Consider the following 19441-nt stretch of genomic DNA (forward strand, 5'->3'; position numbering starts at 1 on the left):
GGTGTGGCGTGTCCGGTCTGGCGAACCGGTCAGTGGTGCCCGTGTCCGCTCTCGACCTCGCGGTACTCCTCGCGGGTGGGCTTGGGGATCTGTCCCGACTCCCCGAAGTAGCCCTTCGAGAGCTTGGCGCGCAGCTTCTGCCCGCGGGAGATCTTCCGCTCGACGCCGTTCTCGTCCGTGCCGGGGCCGATCTCCAGCGGCTGGTACTGGTCGTGCGCGGTGAGCGAGTGCAGCTGCTCCTGGGAGAGCGGCTCGTGGATCTCCACGAACTCGCCGTGCGGCAGCCGCTTGATCGTGCCGGTCTCCCTGCCGTGCAGCACCTTCTCCCGGTCCTTGCGCTGCAGGCCCAGGCAGATCCGCCGGGTGACCCAGAAGACCAGGACCGGCACCACGAAGAAGCCCACGCGGACGAACCAGGTGATCGCGTTGATCGACAGGTTGAAGTGCGTCGCCCACAGGTCGTTGCCGCCGCCGACCAGGAGCACGAAGTACCAGGCGATCCACGCCGCCCCGAACCCGGTCCGGGTCGGCGCGTTGCGCGGCCGGTCGGCGATGTGGTGCTCGCGCTTGTCGCCGGTGACCCACGCCTCGATGAACGGGTACACCGCGATCGCGACGAGGACCAGCGGGAAGATGATCATCAGCGGGATGGCCACACCGGGTACCAGTGTGTGGCCCCACAGGTTGATCTCCCAGCCGGGCATCACCCGGATCAGGCCCTCGGAGAAGCCCATGTACCAGTCGGGCTGCGCGTTGGTGGAGACCTGGTCCGGCCGGTAGGGGCCCAGCACCCAGATCGGGTTGATCGTGAAGAGCGCCGCGATGGCCGAGATCACGCCGAAGACCAGGAAGAAGAAGCCTCCCGCCTTGGCCATGTAGACCGGCAGCAGCGGCATGCCGACCACGTTGGAGTTCTTCCGGCCGGGACCCGCGAACTGGGTGTGCTTGTGGTAGAAGACCAGGATCAGGTGCGCCACCAGCAGTCCGAGCATGATGCCCGGCAGCAGCAGGATGTGGGCCGAGTAGAACCTGGCCACGAAGTCGTGCCCCGGGAACTCCCCGCCGAAGAGGAACATCGACACGTAGGTGCCGATGATCGGCGTCGACAGGATCGCGCCCTCCATGAACCGCACACCGGTGCCGGAGAGCAGGTCGTCCGGGAGCGAGTAGCCGGTGAAGCCGGTGAACATGCCCAGCACGAAGAGCAGGAACCCGAAGACCCAGTTGACCTCGCGCGGCTTGCGGAACGCCCCGGTGAAGAAGACGCGCATCATGTGCACGAACATCGCCGCCAGGAAGATCAGCGCCGCCCAGTGGTGGATCTGCCGCACCAGCAGACCACCGCGCACGTCGAAGCTGATGTCCATGGTCGAGGCGAACGCCTCGGACATCCGGACACCCTGCATCGGCGTGTACGCGCCGTGGTACTCCACCTCGTTCATCGACGGGTGGAAGAACAGCGTCAGGTAGACACCGGTCAGGATGATGATGATGAAGCTGTAGAGCGCGACCTCGCCCAGCATGAAGGACCAGTGGTCCGGGAAGATCTTGCGCATGTTGGCCTTGGCGAGGCTGTAGATCCCCAGCCGTCCGTCGGCCCAGTCGGCGACCCGCTCACCCGCGGGTGCCTTCTTCTTGCCCTCGGCAGCCGCGCTGCCCGGGGTCTCGGTTGCAGTACTCATCCGCGCTCCCAGAAGGCCGGACCGACGGGCTCCGCGAAGTCGCCCTGCGCTTCGAGGTAGCCGTCCTTGTTGACGCTGATGTCGAGCTGCGGCAGCGGGTGGCCCGCGGGACCGAACAGCACGCGCGCACCGTCGGACAGGTCGAAGGTCGACTGGTGGCACGGGCACAGGACGTGGTGGGTCTGCTGCTCGTAGAGGCTGACGGGGCAGCCCACGTGGGTGCAGATCTTCGAGAAGGCCACGATGCCCTCGTGCGACCAGTCCAGCTCGCGCTTGTCCTTGATGTCGCTCGGCTCCAGCCGGACGATCATCAGGGCGGCCTTGGCGATCTCCTTCTGGAACTCCTCGTCGTCCTCCTCCAGGCCCTCGGGCTTGGCGAAGGTGAGCGAGCCGACGGCGATGTCCTCCGGACGCAGCGGCTCGTTCGTGTTCTCGTTGACGAGCAGCTTGCCCTTCTTCCAGGCCGTGTGCCGCAGCTTGTCCCCGGGCAGCGGGCCCAGGTCACGGAGCAGCACGACGCCGGAGAGCGGCACCAGGGCCACGGCACCGAACATCGTGTTCCGGATCAGCTTCCGGCGGCCGAGCGCGGACTCCTTGGCGCCCTGCTTGAAGTCGGCGATGACCTTCTCGCGGACCTCGGGGGTCGCGGCGACGGCGTGCCGCTCGTCGACCATCTCCTCGTCCGACATCAGCGTGCGGGCCCAGTGGACCGCTCCGGCGCCGATGCAGAACAGGGCGACACCGAGCGTGAGGCCGAGGGAGAGGTTCAGCGCGCTGATGTGCCCGAGTGGCCAGACGTAGATGATCTCGTCGATCGGGAAGGCCACGAAGGAGGCGATGAAGCCCACCGTGGCGAGCATCGACAGGGTGAAGAGGAAGGCGACGACGCGCTCGGAGCGCTTGGCCGCCCGCTCGTCGATGTCCTGGATGCGGTGCTCGTGCGGCGGCAGTCCAGGGTCCACGAAGGGGTCGCCCTCGGCGACCTCCGCACCGTGGGCTGTTTCCTGCTCAGCAGGCAGGTTCTCGTCTGACACGTTCTCGTCCGGTCCAGTCTCGCTACTCATGACTTCTTGGCCTTTGCGGTCCGAGCGGCGACCCAGACAGCGACAGCGATCAGCACGCCGAGACCGAAGATCCAGGCGAACATGCCCTCGGCGACCGGGCCGAACCCACCGAGCTTGAACCCACCGGGGCTCTCCGACGTGCCGCTGTTGACCTCCTTCACGTACGCGACGATGTCCCGCTTGTCCTTCTCGGGAAGTGCACCGTCGGTGAAGGACGGCATGTTCTGGGGGCCGGTCTGCATGGCCTCGTAGAGGTGCTTGGGGTCGACATCACCGAGATCGGGGGCGTACTTGCCGTGGGTGAGCGCACCGCCCTCACCGGTGAAGTTGTGGCACTGCGAACAGTTGGTGCGGAAGAGTTCCCCGCCCCTGGCGATGTCGGCACCGGCCGGGTCGTACATCTCCTTGGTGGGCCGGCTCGGGCCCGAGCCCAGCGAGGCGACGTACGCGGCGAGCTGGTTGATCTCGTCCTGGTCGTAGATCCTCTTCTTCTTGGGCACCTGGGCGCCGGGCTGCTGGGCCGGCATCCGGCCGGTGCCGACCTGGAAGTCCACCGCCGCGGCCCCGACACCGACCAGGCTGGGACCGTCGCTGGTCCCCTGGCCGCCGGTCCCGTGGCAGCTGGAGCACCCGGTGGCGTAGAGCTTCTTGCCCTCCTCGATGGCGAGGGACTGGGTCGACTCCTGCTCGGCCTTGGCCTCGCCCGCGGGAGCGAACGCGGTGTACAGCCCCCCGGTGGCCGCCAGCGCGAAGAGTAGAACGACGAGCGCCGCCAGCGGATGGCGCCGTCGTGCGGAGAGCTTTTTCACGGATTACCCCGGTGTCAGGATCTTCTCGTCGATGCTGTGTCTGTCCGTCTGTTCCGTGGTCCGCCTGCGCGGCACGGCGCGCGCGGCGGGACCGCGCCCCGGCCCGTTACCGGATCAGGTAGATCGTGGCGAAGAGGCCGATCCAGACGACATCGACGAAGTGCCAGTAATAGGACACGACGATGGCGGCGGTGGCCTGGTGGTGAGTGAACCGCCTGGCCGCATAGGTGCGCCCCAGGACGAACAGGAAGGCGATGAGACCACCTGTCACGTGCATGCCGTGGAACCCGGTGGTCAGGTAGAACACCGATCCGTACGGACTCGAGGAGAGTGAGGTGCCCTCCTTGACCAGCTCCGTGTACTCGAAGACCTGGCCGCCGATAAAGATCGCGCCCATGATGAAGGTGACGACGAACCACGCGCGGAGCTTCTTCACGTCACCGCGCTCGGCGGCGAAGACGCCGAGCTGGCAGGTGAGCGAGGAGAGCACGAGGATCGTGGTGTTCGTCGCCGCGAAGGGAAGATTCAGCTCGGAGGCATGCTCCTTCCAGTACTCGGCGCCGGTCACCGACCGAAGGGTGAAGTACATCGCGAAGAGGGCCGCGAAGAACATCAGCTCGGAACTCAGCCAGATGATGGTTCCGACGCTGGTGAGGTTCGGCCGGTTGACCGACGGGTGCGCGTGCCCGGTTTCTACTGCTGTTGCTGTCGCCACGACCGACATTATGTCGGTCGCTTATCCCGGCCTCACTTCGGGGGTGCCGTTCGGTGTGTCCGTACCCGGCGGCCGGGCTGTAACCAGGGACGACGGCCCGGACGGCGGCTCCGGCTCCCGCGCACCGGTGCGTGCCGACCGGTGTTGACGGTGCGTCGGAGGGAGTAGCATCCGAGCGGCGCCACCGCGGAATGTGCCCGAAGCCGCCCGGTGCGTCAGCGGTTCACCCGATACGGACGCGGAGGAACGATGCAGCCGACCGCCACGGTGCTGGTCTACAGCGACAACGCCACCACCCGCGAGCAGGTGCGGCTCGCAGCGGGCCGCAGGCCCGCAACCGATGTGCCCGAGATCCGGTATGTGGAGTGCGCCACCCTGCCGGCCGTGCTCTCCACCCTGGAGGAGTTGCACGTGGACGCCTGCGTGCTGGACGGCGAGACCGCCCCGGCGGGCGGCATGGGCGTGTGCCGCCAGATCAAGGACGAGATCTTCGACTGCCCCCCGGTGCTGCTGCTGATCGGCAGGCCGCAGGACGCCTGGCTGGCGACCTGGAGCCGGGCCGAGGCCGCGGTCTCGCACCCGGTGGACCCGGTCGCGCTGGCCGACGCGCTGGCCGGGCTGCTGCGGGACCGCGCGGCCAGGAGCGACCTGGCCCGCGCCTGAAGCCCGGCGCCTGAACCCCGGCGGCGGGGCCCCTCCGGCAAGGTGACGCGCCCGTGCTTCCCTCGTTCGAGGGAAGCACGGGCGCGTCGTTCGCTCTCCTCCGGGGTGGATCACACCGAAGGACGCAGCCGCGCGGCGTCGGCGGGGCCGCTGCCGACGGGCTTGGTGTTGACGGCGCTGCCCGCACGCCATTTCTTCCAGCCCAGGTTCCAGTCGCCGAAGCCGTTGCCGAAGGGCGCCATCCGGTCGCCGGCCGTGTTGACGTGCTGGACGATGTCGCCCTGCCGGACGTGGTCGAAGAACCACTTGGCGTTGGAACTGCTCATCCCGGTGCAGCCGTGGCTGGTGTTGGACACGCCCTGGGAGGCGACCGACCAGGGGGCGCCGTGCACGTACTCGCCGCTGTTGGTGAGCCGGGTGGCCCAGTGGACCCCCAGGTCGTAGAAGTCCCCGGCACCGATGCTGGCGCTGGTCATCCGGACATAGGGCTCCTTGGTGAGGATCACCTTGATGCCGTTGCGGGTCTCGTAACCCGACTTCCCAGTGGTCACGGGGATGGAACGGATGGTCTTCCCGTTCTTCTTGACCCTCATGACCAGGGACGAGGCATCGGTGATCGCTTCTATTCGGTCCCCGGTCCGCATCCGGACGGATTCGGTCTTCCCACCGTAGAGACCCTTGCGCACTTTCAGCCCTTCGAGTGAGGAGCGGAGCGTGATGGAGGCGTGCGCGGGCCAGTAGGAGCGGGGCCGGTAGTGCAGCTCCTTGCTGTTCACCCAGTGCCAGGAGCCGTCCACATGGGGGGTGGACTTCACCTTCAGTGCACGCTCGACCAGCTCCCGCTGCGCGGGCTTCTTGATCGCCCGGCCCAGCTTCGCCGTGAGCGGCTGCCCGACGCCGTAGGTGCCGTTGTCCGGGCCCAGCTTGACGCTCAGGTGCTTGGAGACGCCCTTGGTCCGGAAGTGGACTGTGCGCCGCCCTGGGGCGCCCTCGTCGTTCTCGGTGCTGACCTTGAGGGTGTAGCGGGCATCGGCGGCCAGCGGCCCGGTGCTGCGCCAGTGCTTGCCGTCCTCGGACAGCTCACCCTGGACCACGTGGCCCGAGGCGTCGCTGGCGAAGATGTCGGTCAGGGTGTCGCCGTGCTGCGCGGTGACCTCCAGCGCCTTGTCCGGGTCGACGTCCTTGCTGTCGGCGTCGGCATTGACGGCCACGGCGTCCGTGGCGTCGTAGGGCGCGGAGGCGAGCGAACTCCCGTCGCTGCCCCCGCTGCAGGCGGCGAGCCCCACGGAGAGGGGCGCCAGCAGCAGGGCGCAGCTACGGACCACCCGGCGCTTGTGCTTGCGGGAGACGGTGCGGGGGGTGAGGACCCCCTCGGCTATCGCGGTGTTATGGCTGTGGCTCATGTGCCCAAAATATGAAGAATCGTCATTTCGGGCCCGCTGAGTGCGTACAAACGGGTCGGCCCCCCGGAGTGTCGGGGGGCCGGTCCTTGCTCTTCGGTTGTGGTGCTGTTCCGCCGGACCGCTCCGCGGCCGGCTCGGCGGCTACTGGGTGCGGCTCTCACCGTGGTAGTACTCGAACACCCAGCCGAACAGGCCGATCAGCAGCAGCGGCGCCGAGACGTAGACAAGCCACCAGCCGATGGCCACGCCCAGGAAGGCGAAGGCGCCGCCGAGGCCCAGGGCCAGCGGCTGCCAGCTCCACGGGCTGAAGAAGCCCAGCTCGCCGGCGTCGTCCGCGACATCCGCCTCCTTGTTGTCCTGCGCCCCGGTGTCCACCCGGCGCGCGGTGAACGCCAGGTAGTAGCCGATCATGATCGACAGGCCGAAGGCCAGGAAGAGGCCGGTGGTGCCCACCGGCTCCTTCGACCAGAGACCGTAGGTGACGGCGACTGCCAGCAGGAAGACCGACAGCCACAGGAACATCTTGCCCTGGATCTTCACTTCCCGGCCTCCTTGCTGCCGGCGAGCGCCTTGTCTTCCCTGCCCAGGTTCTCCAGCTCGTCGAGCGCGGAGATCTCCGGGTGGTGCAGGTCGAAGGCCGGGGATTCGGAGCGGATACGCGGCAGCGTGAGGAAGTTGTGCCGCGGGGGCGGGCAGCTCGTGGCCCACTCGAGGGAGCGGCCGTAACCCCAGGGGTCGTCGACCTCGACCTTCTCGCCGTACTTGTGCGTCTTCCACACGTTGTAGAAGAACGGCAGCATGGACATGCCGAGCAGGAACGAGCTGATGGTGGAGATGGTGTTCAGCGCGGTGAAGCCGTCGGCGGCCAGGTAGTCCGCGTACCGCCGCGGCATGCCCTCGGCGCCCAGCCAGTGCTGCACCAGGAAGGTGCCGTGGAAGCCGATGAACAGCGTCCAGAAGGTGATCTTCCCGAGCCGCTCGTCCAGCATCTTGCCGGTGAACTTCGGCCACCAGAAGTGGAAGCCGGCGAACATCGCGAAGACCACGGTGCCGAAGACGACGTAGTGGAAGTGCGCGACGACGAAGTACGAGTCCGAGACGTGGAAGTCCATCGGCGGCGAGGCCAGGATGACACCGGTCAGACCACCGAAGGTGAAGGTGATCAGGAAGCCGATGGTCCACAGCATCGGTGTCTCGAAGGACAGTGAGCCCTTCCACATCGTGCCGATCCAGTTGAAGAACTTCACACCCGTCGGCACCGCGATCAGGAAGGTCATGAACGAGAAGAACGGCAGGAGCACGCCGCCCGTCACGTACATGTGGTGCGCCCAGACCGTCACCGAGAGGCCGGCGATGGCGATGGTGGCGCCGATCAGGCCGATGTAGCCGAACATCGGCTTGCGGCTGAAGACCGGGATGACCTCGGAGACGATGCCGAAGAACGGCAGCGCGATGATGTACACCTCAGGATGGCCGAAGAACCAGAAGAGGTGCTGCCACAACAGCGCTCCGCCGTTGGCGGCGTCGAAGACGTGCGCCCCGAATTTGCGGTCCGCCTCCAGGGCGAACAGCGCGGCGGCCAGCACCGGGAAGGCCAGCAGCACCAGCACACCGGTGAGCAGCACGTTCCAGGTGAAGATCGGCATGCGGAACATCGTCATGCCGGGTGCGCGCATGCAGATGATCGTGGTGATGAAGTTGACCGAGCCGAGGATGGTGCCGAAGCCGGAGAGGGCCAGGCCCATGATCCACATGTCGGCGCCGACGCTCGGCGAGCGGACCGCGTCCGAGAGCGGCGAGTAGGCGAACCACCCGAAGTCGGCCGCGCCCTGCGGGGTGAGGAAACCGCCCACCGCGATCAGCGAGCCGAAGAGGTAGAGCCAGTAGGCGAACATGTTCAGCCGCGGGAAGGCCACATCGGGCGAGCCGATCTGCAGCGGCATGATCCAGTTCGCGAAGCCGGCGAACAGCGGGGTGGCGAACATCAGCAGCATGACCGTGCCATGCATGGTGAACGCCTGGTTGAACTGCTCGTTCGACATGATCTGCGTGCCCGGACGGGCGAGCTCGGCGCGCATGAGGAGCGCCATGACGCCGCCGACGCAGAAGAAGACGAACGACGTGATCAGGTACAGGCTGCCGATCTTCTTGTGGTCCGTCGTCGTCATCCAGTCGACAACGATCTGGCCGGGCCGCTTGGGCCGTCCGGAGGCTGTCGCCGGAGCTGTCGCGGCGGCACCCTGGGGTTCGTTGAGGATGCTCACGGGTTATTCGTCTCCGCATTCTTGGCGCCGCCCGTGGTGGCGGTACCCGCCGGGATGTAGCCGGTCTGGCCCTTCTTCGCCAGGTCCTCCAGGTGCTTCTGGTAGCGCTCCGGGGAGACGATCTTCACGTTGAAGAGCATCCGGGAGTGGTCGACGCCGCACAGCTCGGCACACTTGCCCCGGTAGGTGCCCTCCTTGTTGGGGGTCACCTCGAAGCGGTTGACGTGGCCCGGGATGACGTCCTGCTTCATCAGGAACGGGATGGCCCAGAAGGAGTGGATGACGTCCCGGGAGGTCAGGATGAACTGGACCTTCTCGCCCTTGGGCAGCCACAGTGTGGGGCCCGGGTTCTTGGTCTGCGGGTTCACATCAGCCGGAGTGCCCGCCGTGTAGACGCCCTCGGCACCCTTCGGGAAGCCCTTGGTCATCCGGTCCGGGATGGCGCTCAGTTCCTTGTCCAGCGCCTTGTCCGTGTTGACGTCCGTCTTGGGGTCGCCGTCCACGTCCTCGATGTAGTTGAAGCCCCAGCTCCACTGGTAACCAACGACGTTGATCACATGGGTGGGCTTCTTCGAGGTCGCCAGAAGTTTGGTCTCGTCCCGGGCCGTGAAGTAGAACAGCACCGCGATGATGATGATCGGGACCACGGTGTACAGGGCCTCGATGGGCATGTTGTACCGGGTCTGCGGCGGGATCTCGACCTTGGACCGGGAGCGCCGGTGGAAGATGACGCTCCACAGGATCAGGCCCCATACCAGCACGCCCACGGCGAGCGCGGCCGCCCAGGAGCCCTGCCACAGGGAGAGGATCCGCGGCGCCTCGTCCGTTACCGGGGTGGGCATGCCGAGGCGGGGGAAGTCCTTGGATGTGCAACCGGTCGCGGTTGCCAGGACCAGGCCCGCGGCCGACGCCTGCTGCAGCTTCCGCCGCATCGGGCGCCGCGACGTGGGGGTGCCTCCCACGGCGCCCGAAGGGCGCTCGTGGGGGAGGTCGGAGCCGTTGGGACTCACGTAGCGCCTTCCCGAGAGTCTCGCCCGCGTCGGTCGGGCGCGGCCCTCTTACGTGGTCGGGCGCCGGCCCAGGCGCGGGCAGGGGTTTGGATGTTTATGCGGACCAAACCCTAGCCGACGCCATTTGGGGTCGCGCGGGGAGGGGGCACAACGCGCCGCGTGCCACCCCGATGGGCCGGGACGCACGCGCGCCGCCCCCGAACTGAGGCTGTACAGGCCGGTTCCCGGCCGCTTCCCGGCCGGGAACGGCACCGGGTACGCGGGGTACGGGAGCGGCGGTAGCGTACAAGTGTGTCCTATTTCGATGCCGCGTCCTCGCTCCCCCTCCACCCGGTCGCGCGGCAGGCGCTGCTGGCGGCGGTGGACGAGGGATGGGCCGACCCGGCCCGCCCGCACCGGGAGGGCCGGCGCGCCCGGATGCTGCTGGACGCGGCCCGCGAGACGGCTGCGGAGGCGCTGGACTGCCGTCCGGACGAACTGCGCTTCACCTCTTCGGGTACCCAGGCTCTGCACACCGGGATCGGCGGCGCGCTCACCGCGCGGCGGCGCGCCGGACGGCGGCTGGTCGTCTCCGCGGTCGAACACTCCGCCGTGCTGCACGCGGGCGAGACCCACGAGCGGGCGGGCGGACTGCTGCACCAGGTGGAGGTCGACCGCACCGGACGGATCGACGTACAGGAGTGGGCGCGGGCGCTCGGCGAGGACTGCGCGCTGGCCTGTCTGCAGTCGGCCAACCACGAGGTCGGCACCGTGCAGCCGGTGGCCCGGGTGGCCGAGGTCTGCGCCGAGGCGGGCGTGCCGCTGCTGGTGGACGCGGCGCAGTCACTCCCCTGGGGGCCGGTGGAGGGGCCCTGGTCGCTGCTGACCGGCAGCGCGCACAAATGGGGAGGGCCGCCCGGGGTGGGGCTGCTCGCCGTGCGCAAGGGCGTGCGGTTCGCTCCGCCCGGGCCGGTGGACGAACGGGAGTCCGGGGCCGCCCCCGGCTTCGGGAACATCCCCGCCGTGGTCGCGGCGGCCGCGTCGCTGCGCGCCGTACGGGCCGAGGCCGAGGCGGAGGGCGCCCGGCTGCGGGCCCTGGTGGACCGGATCCGGGCCCGGGTGCCCGGGCTGGTCCCGGACACCGAGGTCGTCGGCGACCCGGTGCGCAGGCTGCCGCACCTGGTGACCTTCTCCTGTCTGTACGTGGACGGCGAGGCGCTGCTGCACGCGCTGGACGCCGCCGGGTTCTCGGTCTCCAGCGGCTCGTCCTGCACCTCCGGCACCCTGACGCCGAGCCATGTGCTGCGGGCCATGGGGGTGCTCTCGGAGGGCAATGTGCGGGTGTCACTCCCGCCGGGGACGCAGGAGAGCGAGGTGGACCGGTTCCTCCAGGTGCTGCCGGGGGCCGTCGCGGAGGTACGGGCCCGGCTGGGAGCCGGAGCCGCACCCGCGGCCGGGGCCGGGGCCGGGGCCGCCGAGGACGCCGGGGGCACGACGGCCGGGGCCGCCGGCCCGGACCGGGACACGGCCGCGGACGTCGCCGCGACCGCGGCGACACCCCCGGAAGGAGCCGGGGAGATCACGGTCGACGCGCGCGGGACGCTGTGTCCGCTGCCGGTGATCGAGCTGGCCAAGGCCGTGGGGCGGGTCCCGGCGGGGGGCCTGGTGCGGGTGCTGGCCGACGACGAGGCCGCCCGGCTCGACATCCCGGCCTGGTGCGAGATGACCGGACACGCCTTCGAGGGGGCGGAGGGCACGGAGTACCGGGTGCGGAGGGCGGGCGGCACCGGGTGAGCGCCCCCGTGGCGGGGTGGTCCCCCGTCACAGAAACGCCCCCGAGGGGATGTACGGCGACGGGGGCCGCAGGCCGCGGAAGCAGACGAACCCCTCGGAGCGGAGCTCCAGGCCCGCGCGGAGGCCCACGTCGACCGCCCACTGCTGCTCCGCGGTGACGTCCTGCACCTCCACCTCGGTCCCCTCCGGCACCCCATGCAGTGCCGCGGTGAGCACCCGGGTGGCGATCCGCCGCGAGGTGGCGCCGAGCAGCGCGACTCTGCTCCCGTCGGTGGTGAGGTAGCAGTAGCCGCTGCCGGCCAGGTCGTCGGCGACGACCAGCCGGTGGTGCCGGATCAGGAAGTCGTGGTCGGGACCGTGCGCCCCGCCGCGCAGCCGCCGGTCCACGGAGTCGAGCAGGTCGCGGTCGCGGGGGCCGCCCTCGACCGCGGCGCCCTCGGCGCTGCCCAGTCCCGCCCGGTCGACGAGGCCCCGCATCCGGATGGTGGGGTGCAGCGCGAACCCGGCCTGCCGGTAGACGCGCGCGGCGGCCGGGTGGCGCGAGCAGCAGATGATGCCGCGCAGGCAGCCGCGCCCGTATTCCAGGGTGCGCTGCAGCAGGGCCCGGCCGACGCCCTCGCCCTGCACCCCGGGGAGCACGACCAGCAGCGCGAGACCCCAGGTGCCCTCGCGGATGTGGGACTGGGCGGCGCCGACGGCCCGGCCGCTCGCGTCCTCGGCGATCCAGCAGCCCGCGGGGTCGTGCCGGACGATGTGCAGGATCTGCGCCCGCTTGTGCGCCGCGCGGGCCGCCGAGCGCGGATCCGGGGCCTCGCCCTTGAGCTCGTGCGAGGCCCCGAACGCCGCCTCGGCCAGCGTCCTTACGGTCTCCGCGTCGTCTTCGGTGTCCCTGACAGGTCGCAGCAGCATCGGAGCACGCTACGGCAGCCCGCCGCGCCCGGGCGAGCGCGCTCGGGGCCGCAGCGGATGCCCGGCCCCGGCCGCTACGGCAGGGCGAGCATCCGCTCCAGGGCGAGCTTGGCGAACTTCTCCGTCTCCGCGTCGACCTCGATCCGGTTGACGACGGTGCCGTCGGCCAGCGACTCCAGGGCCCACACCAGATGCGGCAGGTCGATGCGGTTCATGGTGGAGCAGAAGCAGACGGTGCGGTCCAGGAAGACGATCTCCTTGTCCTCGGCGGCGAAACGATTCGCCAGCCGCCGGACAAGGTTCAACTCGGTGCCGATCGCCCACTTGGATCCGGCCGGAGCCGCCTCCAGGGCCTTGATGATGTACTCGGTGGAGCCGACCTGATCGGCCGCGCCGACGACCTCGTGCTTGCACTCCGGGTGCACCAGGACGTTGACGCCGGGGATGCGCTCGCGCACCTCGCGGACCGAGTCCAGCGAGAAGCGGCCGTGCACGGAGCAGTGGCCGCGCCACAGGATCATCCGGGCGTCCCGGAGCTGCTGCGGGGTCAGCCCGCCGTTCGGCTTGTGCGGGTTGTAGACCACGCAGTCGTCCAGCGTCATGCCCATGTCGCGGACGGCGGTGTTGCGGCCGAGGTGCTGGTCGGGCAGGAAGAGCACCTTCTCGCCCTGGCCGAAGGCCCACTCCAGCGCCCGCTTGGCGTTGGAAGAGGTGCAGATGGTGCCGCCGTGCCGCCCGGTGAACGCCTTGATGTCCGCGGAGGAGTTCATGTACGAGACCGGGACGGTCGTCCCGGCGATCCCCGCCTCGGTCAGCACGTCCCAGCACTCGGCGACCTGCTCGGCGGTGGCCATGTCCGCCATGGAGCAGCCGGCCGCCAGGTCGGGCAGGACCACCCGCTGCTGCGCCGAGGTGAGGATGTCGGCCGACTCGGCCATGAAGTGCACGCCGCAGAAGACGATGTACTCGGCCTCGGGCCGGGCCGCCGCGTCCCGGGCCAGCTTGAAGGAGTCACCGGTCACATCGGCGAACTCGATGACCTCGTCACGCTGGTAGTGGTGGCCGAGCACGAAGACGCGGTCGCCGAGCTTCTCCTTCGCGGCGCGCGCCCGGGCCACCAGGTCCGGGTCGGAGGGGGCGGGGAGGTCGCCGGGGCACTCGACCCCGCGCTCGCTCCTGGGGTCGGCCTCGCGGCCGAGCAGCAGCAGCGCGAGCGGGGTCGGCTGCACGTCCAGCGGCTGGGCGGCACTCAACAGGACCAGCCCTTTCTGTAGCTCAGTAGCGTCGGGGGCGCCACGCGGAGCCGTACCGGTCAGGCGCGGGACACGCTTCCCGCGGGGCCTTCCGGTGCGGCCTCCCATCGGATTCTCGTCTAAGTGACGCTATCTATCATAACCGCTTCACGTCAGTTTGACGATGCCCATCGCGTCGATGTGACGCATTCCCACGCGCTCCGGCGGTGTGCGAGCATGAAGTGACCACTCCTGGAATGAATCCGGGATGCCGCCGGTTGAGCCGACGGTAAGAGTGCAGTCCGTACAACCCGGGAGAGAAGCAGATGTCCGTTTCGGACGAGACCGCTGTAAGCGAGGGCATCATCCTGTCCGACGCCGCCGCCGCGAAGGTCAAGAGCCTGCTGGAGCAGGAGGGCCGCGACGATCTGGCGTTGCGCGTCGCCGTCCAGCCGGGTGGCTGCTCCGGCCTGCGCTACCAGCTCTTCTTCGACGAGCGCTCGCTGGACGGCGACGTGGTCAAGGACTTCGGTGGCGTCAAGGTCGTCACCGACCGGATGAGCGCCCCCTACCTCGGCGGTGCCTCCATCGACTTCGTCGACACCATCGAGAAGCAGGGCTTCACGATCGACAACCCGAACGCCACCGGCTCCTGCGCCTGCGGCGACTCGTTCAACTGAGCCACCGGCCCGCGGCGGCCGCCGACGGCGGACACCGGGCGGCCCCGGCCGGGAGCGGCCATGGCGAGGGCGGCGGACTCCCCCCACCAGGAGTCCGCCGCCCTCGCCGGTTTTCGGGCGGGCGGCGCCGCGCTCACTTCCTCGGCAGCTTCTCGCCGTTCCGCGCGTCCAGCACCCTGCGGTCGCCCAGCTTCTTGTCGAGTTCCACCTCGACCGTCTGCCGCTTGGCGATCTTGACGCAGACCCCCTTGCCGTCCTTGCCGTCCTTGCCGTCCTTGTCGCCCTTGTCGCCCTTGCCGTCCTCGCTGCCCTTCTTCTCACCGGCCTCGACGGAGACCCGCACCGCGGACCCCGACTCCTCGGCCTCGGCCTTGTAGGTGTCGCACACCCCGCCCCAGAAGCTCAGCTCGAGCGTGCGCCCGTGCACCTCGTACGACGCGACCGCCTGCGAGGGCCGCTTCCCCGGCCCCGTGCTGCCGTCCGGCACCGGAGGGTGGCCGGAGGTCTTCGCCGGCTCGAGGTACTCGGGCGACACCGCCGGATGGGTGACCTCCAGGTCTCCCCCGCCCGAGCGCTTGACCTGGTAGATCCACGCCGGCACCAGCAGCGGCTCGCCGTGTGAACGCTCCAGCGCGAGCCCGAACGACGCGCCGCCGATCCTGGTGGGCTCGTTCCCCTGGGCGCCCTCGCGGTGGCCGCCGCGCGCCTGCTCGGCCTTGTTCAGCCGGTCGAGCGTCGCGGTGGCGCTCTCCACCGGGTAGACCTCGCCCTTGCGCGCCCTGCTCCAGTTCCCCTGCGCCCGGGTGACCGCGCCCTTGTCGTCCACCACGAAGGCGCTGTCCCAGCCATGCGTCGGCAGGCCGGCCACCTCGGGCGAGGCGGTCACGGTACGGGTGCCGCCCACCGGCGACCCGGCATCCAGCGAGGCGTCCTGGAGCCCGAGGGCCCGCAGCGCGGGGCGCACCGCCTTCTTCGCGTCGGCGGCGGAGAGCGGCTCGCCGCCGGGCGCGGGGTCGGGGTCGGCGTCCAGCGGCACCGTCCCGCCGTTCTGGTACGTCCACGCGCCGCCGTCGGCTCCCCGCTCGACGGTCAGCCGGGGGTCCTTCCCCTTGCTGTCGCCGCCCGCCTGCCAGCGGCCCGCCTCGGCCTCGACCGCACCCTCGATCTCGAACGCCTTCGCGAGCCGGGCCGCCTCCGCGCGGCTCACCCGGTGTCCGGGCTTGCGGACGGCAGCGGACTCGGGACCGTCCGGCAACTCGCCCTCGGCCCGGTACCCGCGCGGTCCCATCGGCTCGCCCGGCGCGATGCCCTCGCCGCTGTCCTGGTCGGACGCGGCCGTGCCGTCCAGCGCCAGCTTCGGAGGGCCGTCCCCGTCGGCTGCGGCACTCTCGGAGTCCGCGCCGCCGGAGGAGGCGGAGGACGCCCAGTACGCGCCGCCCCCGCCGGCCAGCAGCACGGCGGTGGCCACGGCCGCCACGGAGAGCCGCCGCCGCCTGCTCCGGGGGGCCGGCCGGTCCTCGGTCTCGGGGGACTGGTCTGTACTCACCGAAAACTCCTTTGGCTCCGCGTCCACGGGGTCCTCCCTCGTCGCGAGGTCTTCCCGCACACCCTCCCTCACGCGGGCAGGTGCGCTCCCCCGTGCGAGGGGGACGTGAGTGGGACGGGGAGCGGAAGCCCGCGGTTCCCCGGCGGGCGCTCGGCGAGCGGCCCGGCCGCCTCAGTCGCCGTACTCGGACATCCCCTCCAGGAGGCGTGCGGAGCGCAGCGGAACGCGCACGCCGTGCAGCGGCGGCAGTGGCGCGCGGCGCCGCTCCTGCGGCCCCGCGGGCGGAACCGTCCAGTGCGGGACCATCCGCGCACAGTCGCCGAGGAGTTGCTCCATCGACTCGTGCTCGGCGTATCCGGCCGGGAAAAGCGCTGTTTTCGGCATGAGGATCACGCTACGGATCCGATGAGCTGCCCGGAAGACCCTACTATGAGGTAGTTGTGTCCTGTTCGGCTCGGCGGGCCCAGCGGGTAGCGTGGCGCTGGCCTTCCCCTCGTGCGCTGGGCGTACGGGGGTACCCGATGTCTCTCAGGAGCAGAATTCGTCGTGCGTATCGCAGTCTGCGGCTCCATCGCAAACGACCACCTGATGACCTTCCCGGGGCGCTTCTCCGACCAACTGGTCGCCGACCAGTTGCACACGGTCTCGCTCTCCTTCCTCGTCGACGGCCTCAACATCCGCCGAGGCGGCGTCGGCGCCAACATCGCCTTCGGCATGGGCCAGCTCGGTGTCCGGCCGATCCTCGTCGGTGCGGCAGGAGAGGACTTCGAGGAATACCGCGCCTGGCTCGAACGACACGGTGTGGACACGGAGTCCGTGCACATCTCCGAGGTCGCGCACACCGCACGATTCGTCTGCACCACCGACGCGGACAACAACCAGATCGGCTCGTTCTACACCGGCGCCATGACCGAGGCGCGGAACATCGAGCTCAAGTACGTCGCCGACCGGGCGGGCCGGCTCGACCTCGTCCTCATCGGGGCCGACGACCCCGAGGGCATGATGCGGCACACCGAGGAGTGCCGTGCCCGCGGCATCCCCTTCGCCGCCGACTACTCGCAGCAGATCGCCCGGATGGACGGGGAGGGCATCCGGGCGCTGACCGACGGCGCCACCTACCTCTTCTCCAACGAGTACGAGAAGGAGCTGATCGAGGCCAAGACGGGCTGGAGCGACGAGGAGGTCCTCCAGCGGGTGGGCACCCGCGTGACCACCCTCGGCAAGAACGGCGCCCGCATCGACCGCGCGGGCGAGGAGCCGATCCTGGTCGGCTGCGCCGAGGAGAAGCAGAAAGCCGACCCCACGGGCGTCGGCGACGCCTTCCGCGCCGGATTCCTCTCCGCGCTGGTCTGGGGCGTCGGCCTGGAGCGGGCCGCGCAGGTGGGCTGCATGCTCGCCACCCTCGTCATCGAGACGGTCGGCACCCAGGAGTACGAGCTCAAGCGCGTCCACTTCATGGAGCGCTTCACCAAGGCGTACGGCCACGACGCCGCCACCGAGGTCCGGAGCCACCTGGGCTGACCCGGCGCCGCCGCGGCCCCGCCCCCTACCGCCCCGCCGCGGGTGGTACGGGGCGGGGCGCCGCGCTCCGGCAGCAGATCATCCCGGGGCAGCGCTCCGGACGGCAGATCACCCCGGGGCAGCATCTCTCGGGCGGCAGATCACTCCGGGACGGCGGGCCGCACCAGTCCGCTCTCGTACGCGGCCACCACCAACTGCGCCCGGTCCCGGGCGCCGAGCTTGGCCATGGCGCGGTTGACATGCGTCTTGACGGTGAGCGGGCTGACGTCGAGCCGAGCGCCGATCTCGTCGTTGGACAGTCCCCCGGCCACCTGCGTCAGCACCTCGCGTTCGCGCGCGGTGAGCGCGTCGAGCCGGGCCGCGCGGCCCCCGGCCGCCGGGTCGTCCCCCTCGACGGCGCCGCCCTGCGCCAGGAACCTGGCTATCAGCCCCTTGGTCGCCACCGGCGAGAGCAGCGCGTCCCCCTTGGCCGCCGTCCGTACCGCGGAGAGCAGCTCACCCGGCTCGGCGCCCTTGCCCAGGAATCCGGAAGCCCCCGCGCGCAGTGCGGCGACCACGTACTCGTCCACCTCGAAGGTGGTCAGGATGACGACCCTGACCTCGGCCAGCGCCGGGTCGGCACTGATGGCGCGGGTGGCGGCCAGCCCGTCGGTGCCGGGCATCCTGATGTCCATCAGCACCACGTCCGCGCCCCGCTCGCGCACCAGCGCCACCGCCTCGGCGCCGTCCGCCGCCTCGCCCACCACCTCCATGTCGGGCTCGGAGTCCACCAGCACCCGGAAGGCGCTGCGCAGCAGCGCCTGGTCGTCGGCGAGCACGACACGGATCATGCGGGAGTCTCCTTCCGGGGCGCCGTCGTCTCGAGCGGCAACCGTACGTAGACCCGGAATCCGCCGCCGGGCAGCGGCCCGCTCTCGCAGACGCCGTGCAGTGCGGCGGCCCGCTCCCGCATGCCGAGGAGTCCGTGCCCGCCGGCGCCGCCCGCGGCCCGCCCCGGCTCGTCCCCGTCCGCCGGGTCCGCCGCGTCGTCGGGGACGGTGTGCGTGGTGCCCGCCCCGTCGTCGATGACGACGATCTCCAGCGCCCCCGCGTCCCGCTGTATCCGCACCTCCGCATGGGCACCGCTGCCCGCGTGCTTGTGCACGTTGGTGAGGGCCTCCTGGACGACCCGGTAGGCGGTCAGGTCCACCGCCGAGGAGAGCGGCGGCCCTCCGGCGGGCGGCGAACCCTCCACGGCGACGGACATCCCGGCGTTGCGGAACCCCTCCACGAGGTCGTCCAGCACCTCCAGGCCGGGGGCGGGCTCGGTGGGCGCGGTGCTCTCCCCGGACTGGCGCAGCAGCCCCACGGTGGTCTGGAGTTCGGCCAGGGCGTGCCGGCTGGCGTCCCGCACGTGGGACAGGGCCTGCTTGGCCTGGTCCGGACGCCGGTCCATGACGTGCGAGGCCACCCCCGCCTGGACGTTGACCAGGGCGATGTGGTGGGCGACCACGTCGTGCAGCTCGCGGGCGATGCGCATGCGCTCCTCCGCGACCCGCCGCCTGGCCTCCTCCTCACGGGTGCGCTCGGCACGCTCGGCACGCTCCTGGATGGCGTCGACGAAGGCGCGCCGGTTGCGTACGGCCTCACCGACGGCGGCGGCCAGCGCAGTCCAGGCGAAGATGCCGAGGTTCTCCTGCGCGTACCAGGGCCGGGCCCCGAAGAGCATGCTCGCGCCGGTGAGCACGCCGACGCTGAGGGCACCGACCTGCCAGCTCGTACGGCGGTCGGTGGTGTTGCTGACGGTGTAGAGCGCGATGACGGCGGCCGATACGAGCGGCGCCTCCGGCGCCGAACCGCCGGTGGGCCCCTCGCCCGCGGCGAGCGCGAGAACCGATATCGCCCCGGTCAGCAGCAGCACCGGCATGGGAGCCCGGCGGCGCAGCGCCAGCACCCCGCAGGAGAGCGCCGCCAGCAGCACCGTCTGCCCGGTGATCTCGCGTTCCGCGAACCGGGGCTGGCCGTCGGGTCCGTGCGGCTCCGTGGAAGCGCCGAGCAGGATGCAGCAGAAGGTCCCGACAGCGATGAGCGCATCGACCGCGTGGGGATGCGCGCGGAGCCGCTCGCGGATGTCGCGGAGGGTTACTGCAGGCACCGTATGCCCGGCTCTCCTGGTGTGTGTGCCGTCGTG

General features: G+C 70.5%; 18 protein-coding genes. 4 read left to right on the plus strand and 14 right to left on the minus strand.

What is annotated here, in order from left to right:
• Positions 1-29 precede the first annotated feature (29 nt).
• The 4 genes from qcrB to ctaE all read right to left on the minus strand — a co-directional run bounded on the left by qcrB (position 30) and on the right by ctaE (position 4279).
• Positions 30-1682, minus strand: coding sequence for a cytochrome bc1 complex cytochrome b subunit (gene qcrB / locus BMX65_RS02095; protein WP_074998347.1), 1653 nt, complete (start codon positions 1680-1682; stop codon positions 30-32).
• The gene (gene qcrA / locus BMX65_RS02100; RefSeq protein WP_074998348.1) at positions 1679-2746 is read right to left on the minus strand and encodes a cytochrome bc1 complex Rieske iron-sulfur subunit; all 1068 of its coding nucleotides are present in this window, start codon (positions 2744-2746) and stop codon (positions 1679-1681) included. The genes qcrB and qcrA overlap by 4 nt, the downstream gene beginning before the upstream one ends.
• Positions 2743-3555, minus strand: a complete 813-nt coding sequence (qcrC, locus tag BMX65_RS02105; RefSeq protein ID WP_074998349.1) for a cytochrome bc1 complex diheme cytochrome c subunit — start codon at positions 3553-3555, stop codon at positions 2743-2745. The genes qcrA and qcrC overlap by 4 nt, the downstream gene beginning before the upstream one ends.
• Before the next feature lie 106 nt (positions 3556-3661).
• On the minus strand, positions 3662-4279 hold the full coding sequence (gene ctaE / locus BMX65_RS02110) for an aa3-type cytochrome oxidase subunit III (RefSeq protein ID WP_026004777.1): 618 nt from the start codon (positions 4277-4279) through the stop codon (positions 3662-3664).
• Between the two features lie 240 nt (positions 4280-4519).
• On the opposite strand from ctaE, the gene BMX65_RS02115 reads away from it, so the two are divergent.
• Positions 4520-4933 carry a hypothetical protein gene (locus tag BMX65_RS02115; RefSeq protein ID WP_074998350.1) on the plus strand — a complete coding sequence of 138 codons (414 nt, stop codon included), beginning with the start codon at positions 4520-4522 and terminating at the stop codon, positions 4931-4933.
• A gap of 110 nt (positions 4934-5043) precedes the next feature.
• Here the strand turns inward: BMX65_RS02115 and BMX65_RS02120 are convergent, their stop codons facing one another.
• From BMX65_RS02120 to ctaC, 4 genes are all read right to left on the minus strand, one after another.
• Entirely contained in the window at positions 5044-6336 is a 1293-nt protein-coding gene (locus BMX65_RS02120) for a L,D-transpeptidase (protein WP_074998351.1), read from the minus strand.
• Between the two features lie 141 nt (positions 6337-6477).
• Positions 6478-6876, minus strand: coding sequence for a cytochrome c oxidase subunit 4 (locus tag BMX65_RS02125; protein WP_074998352.1), 399 nt, complete (start codon positions 6874-6876; stop codon positions 6478-6480).
• Complete coding sequence (ctaD, locus tag BMX65_RS02130; protein ID WP_074998353.1) at positions 6873-8600, minus strand: aa3-type cytochrome oxidase subunit I; 1728 nt, start codon at positions 8598-8600, stop codon at positions 6873-6875. Before ctaD ends, BMX65_RS02125 begins: the two co-directional genes overlap by 4 nt.
• Positions 8597-9610, minus strand: a complete 1014-nt coding sequence (gene ctaC, locus BMX65_RS02135; protein ID WP_388600705.1) for an aa3-type cytochrome oxidase subunit II — start codon at positions 9608-9610, stop codon at positions 8597-8599. Before ctaC ends, ctaD begins: the two co-directional genes overlap by 4 nt.
• A 291-nt stretch (positions 9611-9901) precedes the next feature.
• Between ctaC and BMX65_RS02140 the strand changes: the two genes are divergently transcribed.
• The gene (locus BMX65_RS02140; RefSeq protein ID WP_074998355.1) at positions 9902-11383 is read left to right on the plus strand and encodes a cysteine desulfurase/sulfurtransferase TusA family protein; all 1482 of its coding nucleotides are present in this window, start codon (positions 9902-9904) and stop codon (positions 11381-11383) included.
• A 27-nt stretch (positions 11384-11410) separates the two neighbouring features.
• Here BMX65_RS02140 and BMX65_RS02145 read toward each other — a convergent pair whose 3' ends face one another.
• Together BMX65_RS02145 and nadA are read right to left on the minus strand one after the other, a co-directional pair.
• A complete protein-coding gene (locus tag BMX65_RS02145) occupies positions 11411-12292 on the minus strand; it encodes a GNAT family N-acetyltransferase (protein ID WP_074998356.1) in 882 nt (293 codons plus the stop codon).
• A gap of 74 nt (positions 12293-12366) precedes the next feature.
• Positions 12367-13545: a quinolinate synthase NadA gene (nadA, locus tag BMX65_RS02150; protein WP_074998357.1), complete on the minus strand. Its 1179-nt coding sequence runs from the start codon at positions 13543-13545 to the stop codon at positions 12367-12369.
• Between the two features lie 305 nt (positions 13546-13850).
• Here nadA and BMX65_RS02155 point away from each other — a divergent pair, with 305 nt between their 5' ends.
• The gene (locus tag BMX65_RS02155; RefSeq protein ID WP_019357422.1) at positions 13851-14204 is read left to right on the plus strand and encodes a HesB/IscA family protein; all 354 of its coding nucleotides are present in this window, start codon (positions 13851-13853) and stop codon (positions 14202-14204) included.
• Between the two features lie 133 nt (positions 14205-14337).
• Here BMX65_RS02155 and BMX65_RS02160 read toward each other — a convergent pair whose 3' ends face one another.
• Positions 14338-15750 carry a hypothetical protein gene (locus BMX65_RS02160; RefSeq protein WP_074998358.1) on the minus strand — a complete coding sequence of 471 codons (1413 nt, stop codon included), beginning with the start codon at positions 15748-15750 and terminating at the stop codon, positions 14338-14340.
• Between the two features lie 171 nt (positions 15751-15921).
• Positions 15922-16134 carry a hypothetical protein gene (locus BMX65_RS02165; protein WP_074998763.1) on the minus strand — a complete coding sequence of 71 codons (213 nt, stop codon included), beginning with the start codon at positions 16132-16134 and terminating at the stop codon, positions 15922-15924.
• A gap of 162 nt (positions 16135-16296) precedes the next feature.
• Here BMX65_RS02165 and BMX65_RS02170 point away from each other — a divergent pair, with 162 nt between their 5' ends.
• Positions 16297-17271 carry a carbohydrate kinase family protein gene (locus tag BMX65_RS02170; RefSeq protein WP_074998359.1) on the plus strand — a complete coding sequence of 325 codons (975 nt, stop codon included), beginning with the start codon at positions 16297-16299 and terminating at the stop codon, positions 17269-17271.
• Between the two features lie 140 nt (positions 17272-17411).
• On the opposite strand, the gene BMX65_RS02175 is transcribed toward BMX65_RS02170, so the two are convergent.
• Both BMX65_RS02175 and BMX65_RS02180 read right to left on the minus strand, forming a co-directional pair.
• Positions 17412-18101 carry a response regulator gene (locus BMX65_RS02175; protein ID WP_074998360.1) on the minus strand — a complete coding sequence of 230 codons (690 nt, stop codon included), beginning with the start codon at positions 18099-18101 and terminating at the stop codon, positions 17412-17414.
• Positions 18098-19405, minus strand: a complete 1308-nt coding sequence (locus BMX65_RS02180; protein ID WP_177214173.1) for a sensor histidine kinase — start codon at positions 19403-19405, stop codon at positions 18098-18100. The genes BMX65_RS02175 and BMX65_RS02180 overlap by 4 nt, the downstream gene beginning before the upstream one ends.
• Positions 19406-19441: the final 36 nt, after the last annotated feature.

Origin of the sequence: Streptomyces qinglanensis (genome assembly GCF_900111245.1) — a bacterium.
In the GTDB taxonomy this organism is placed as follows: Bacteria; Actinomycetota; Actinomycetes; order Streptomycetales; family Streptomycetaceae; genus Streptomyces; species Streptomyces qinglanensis.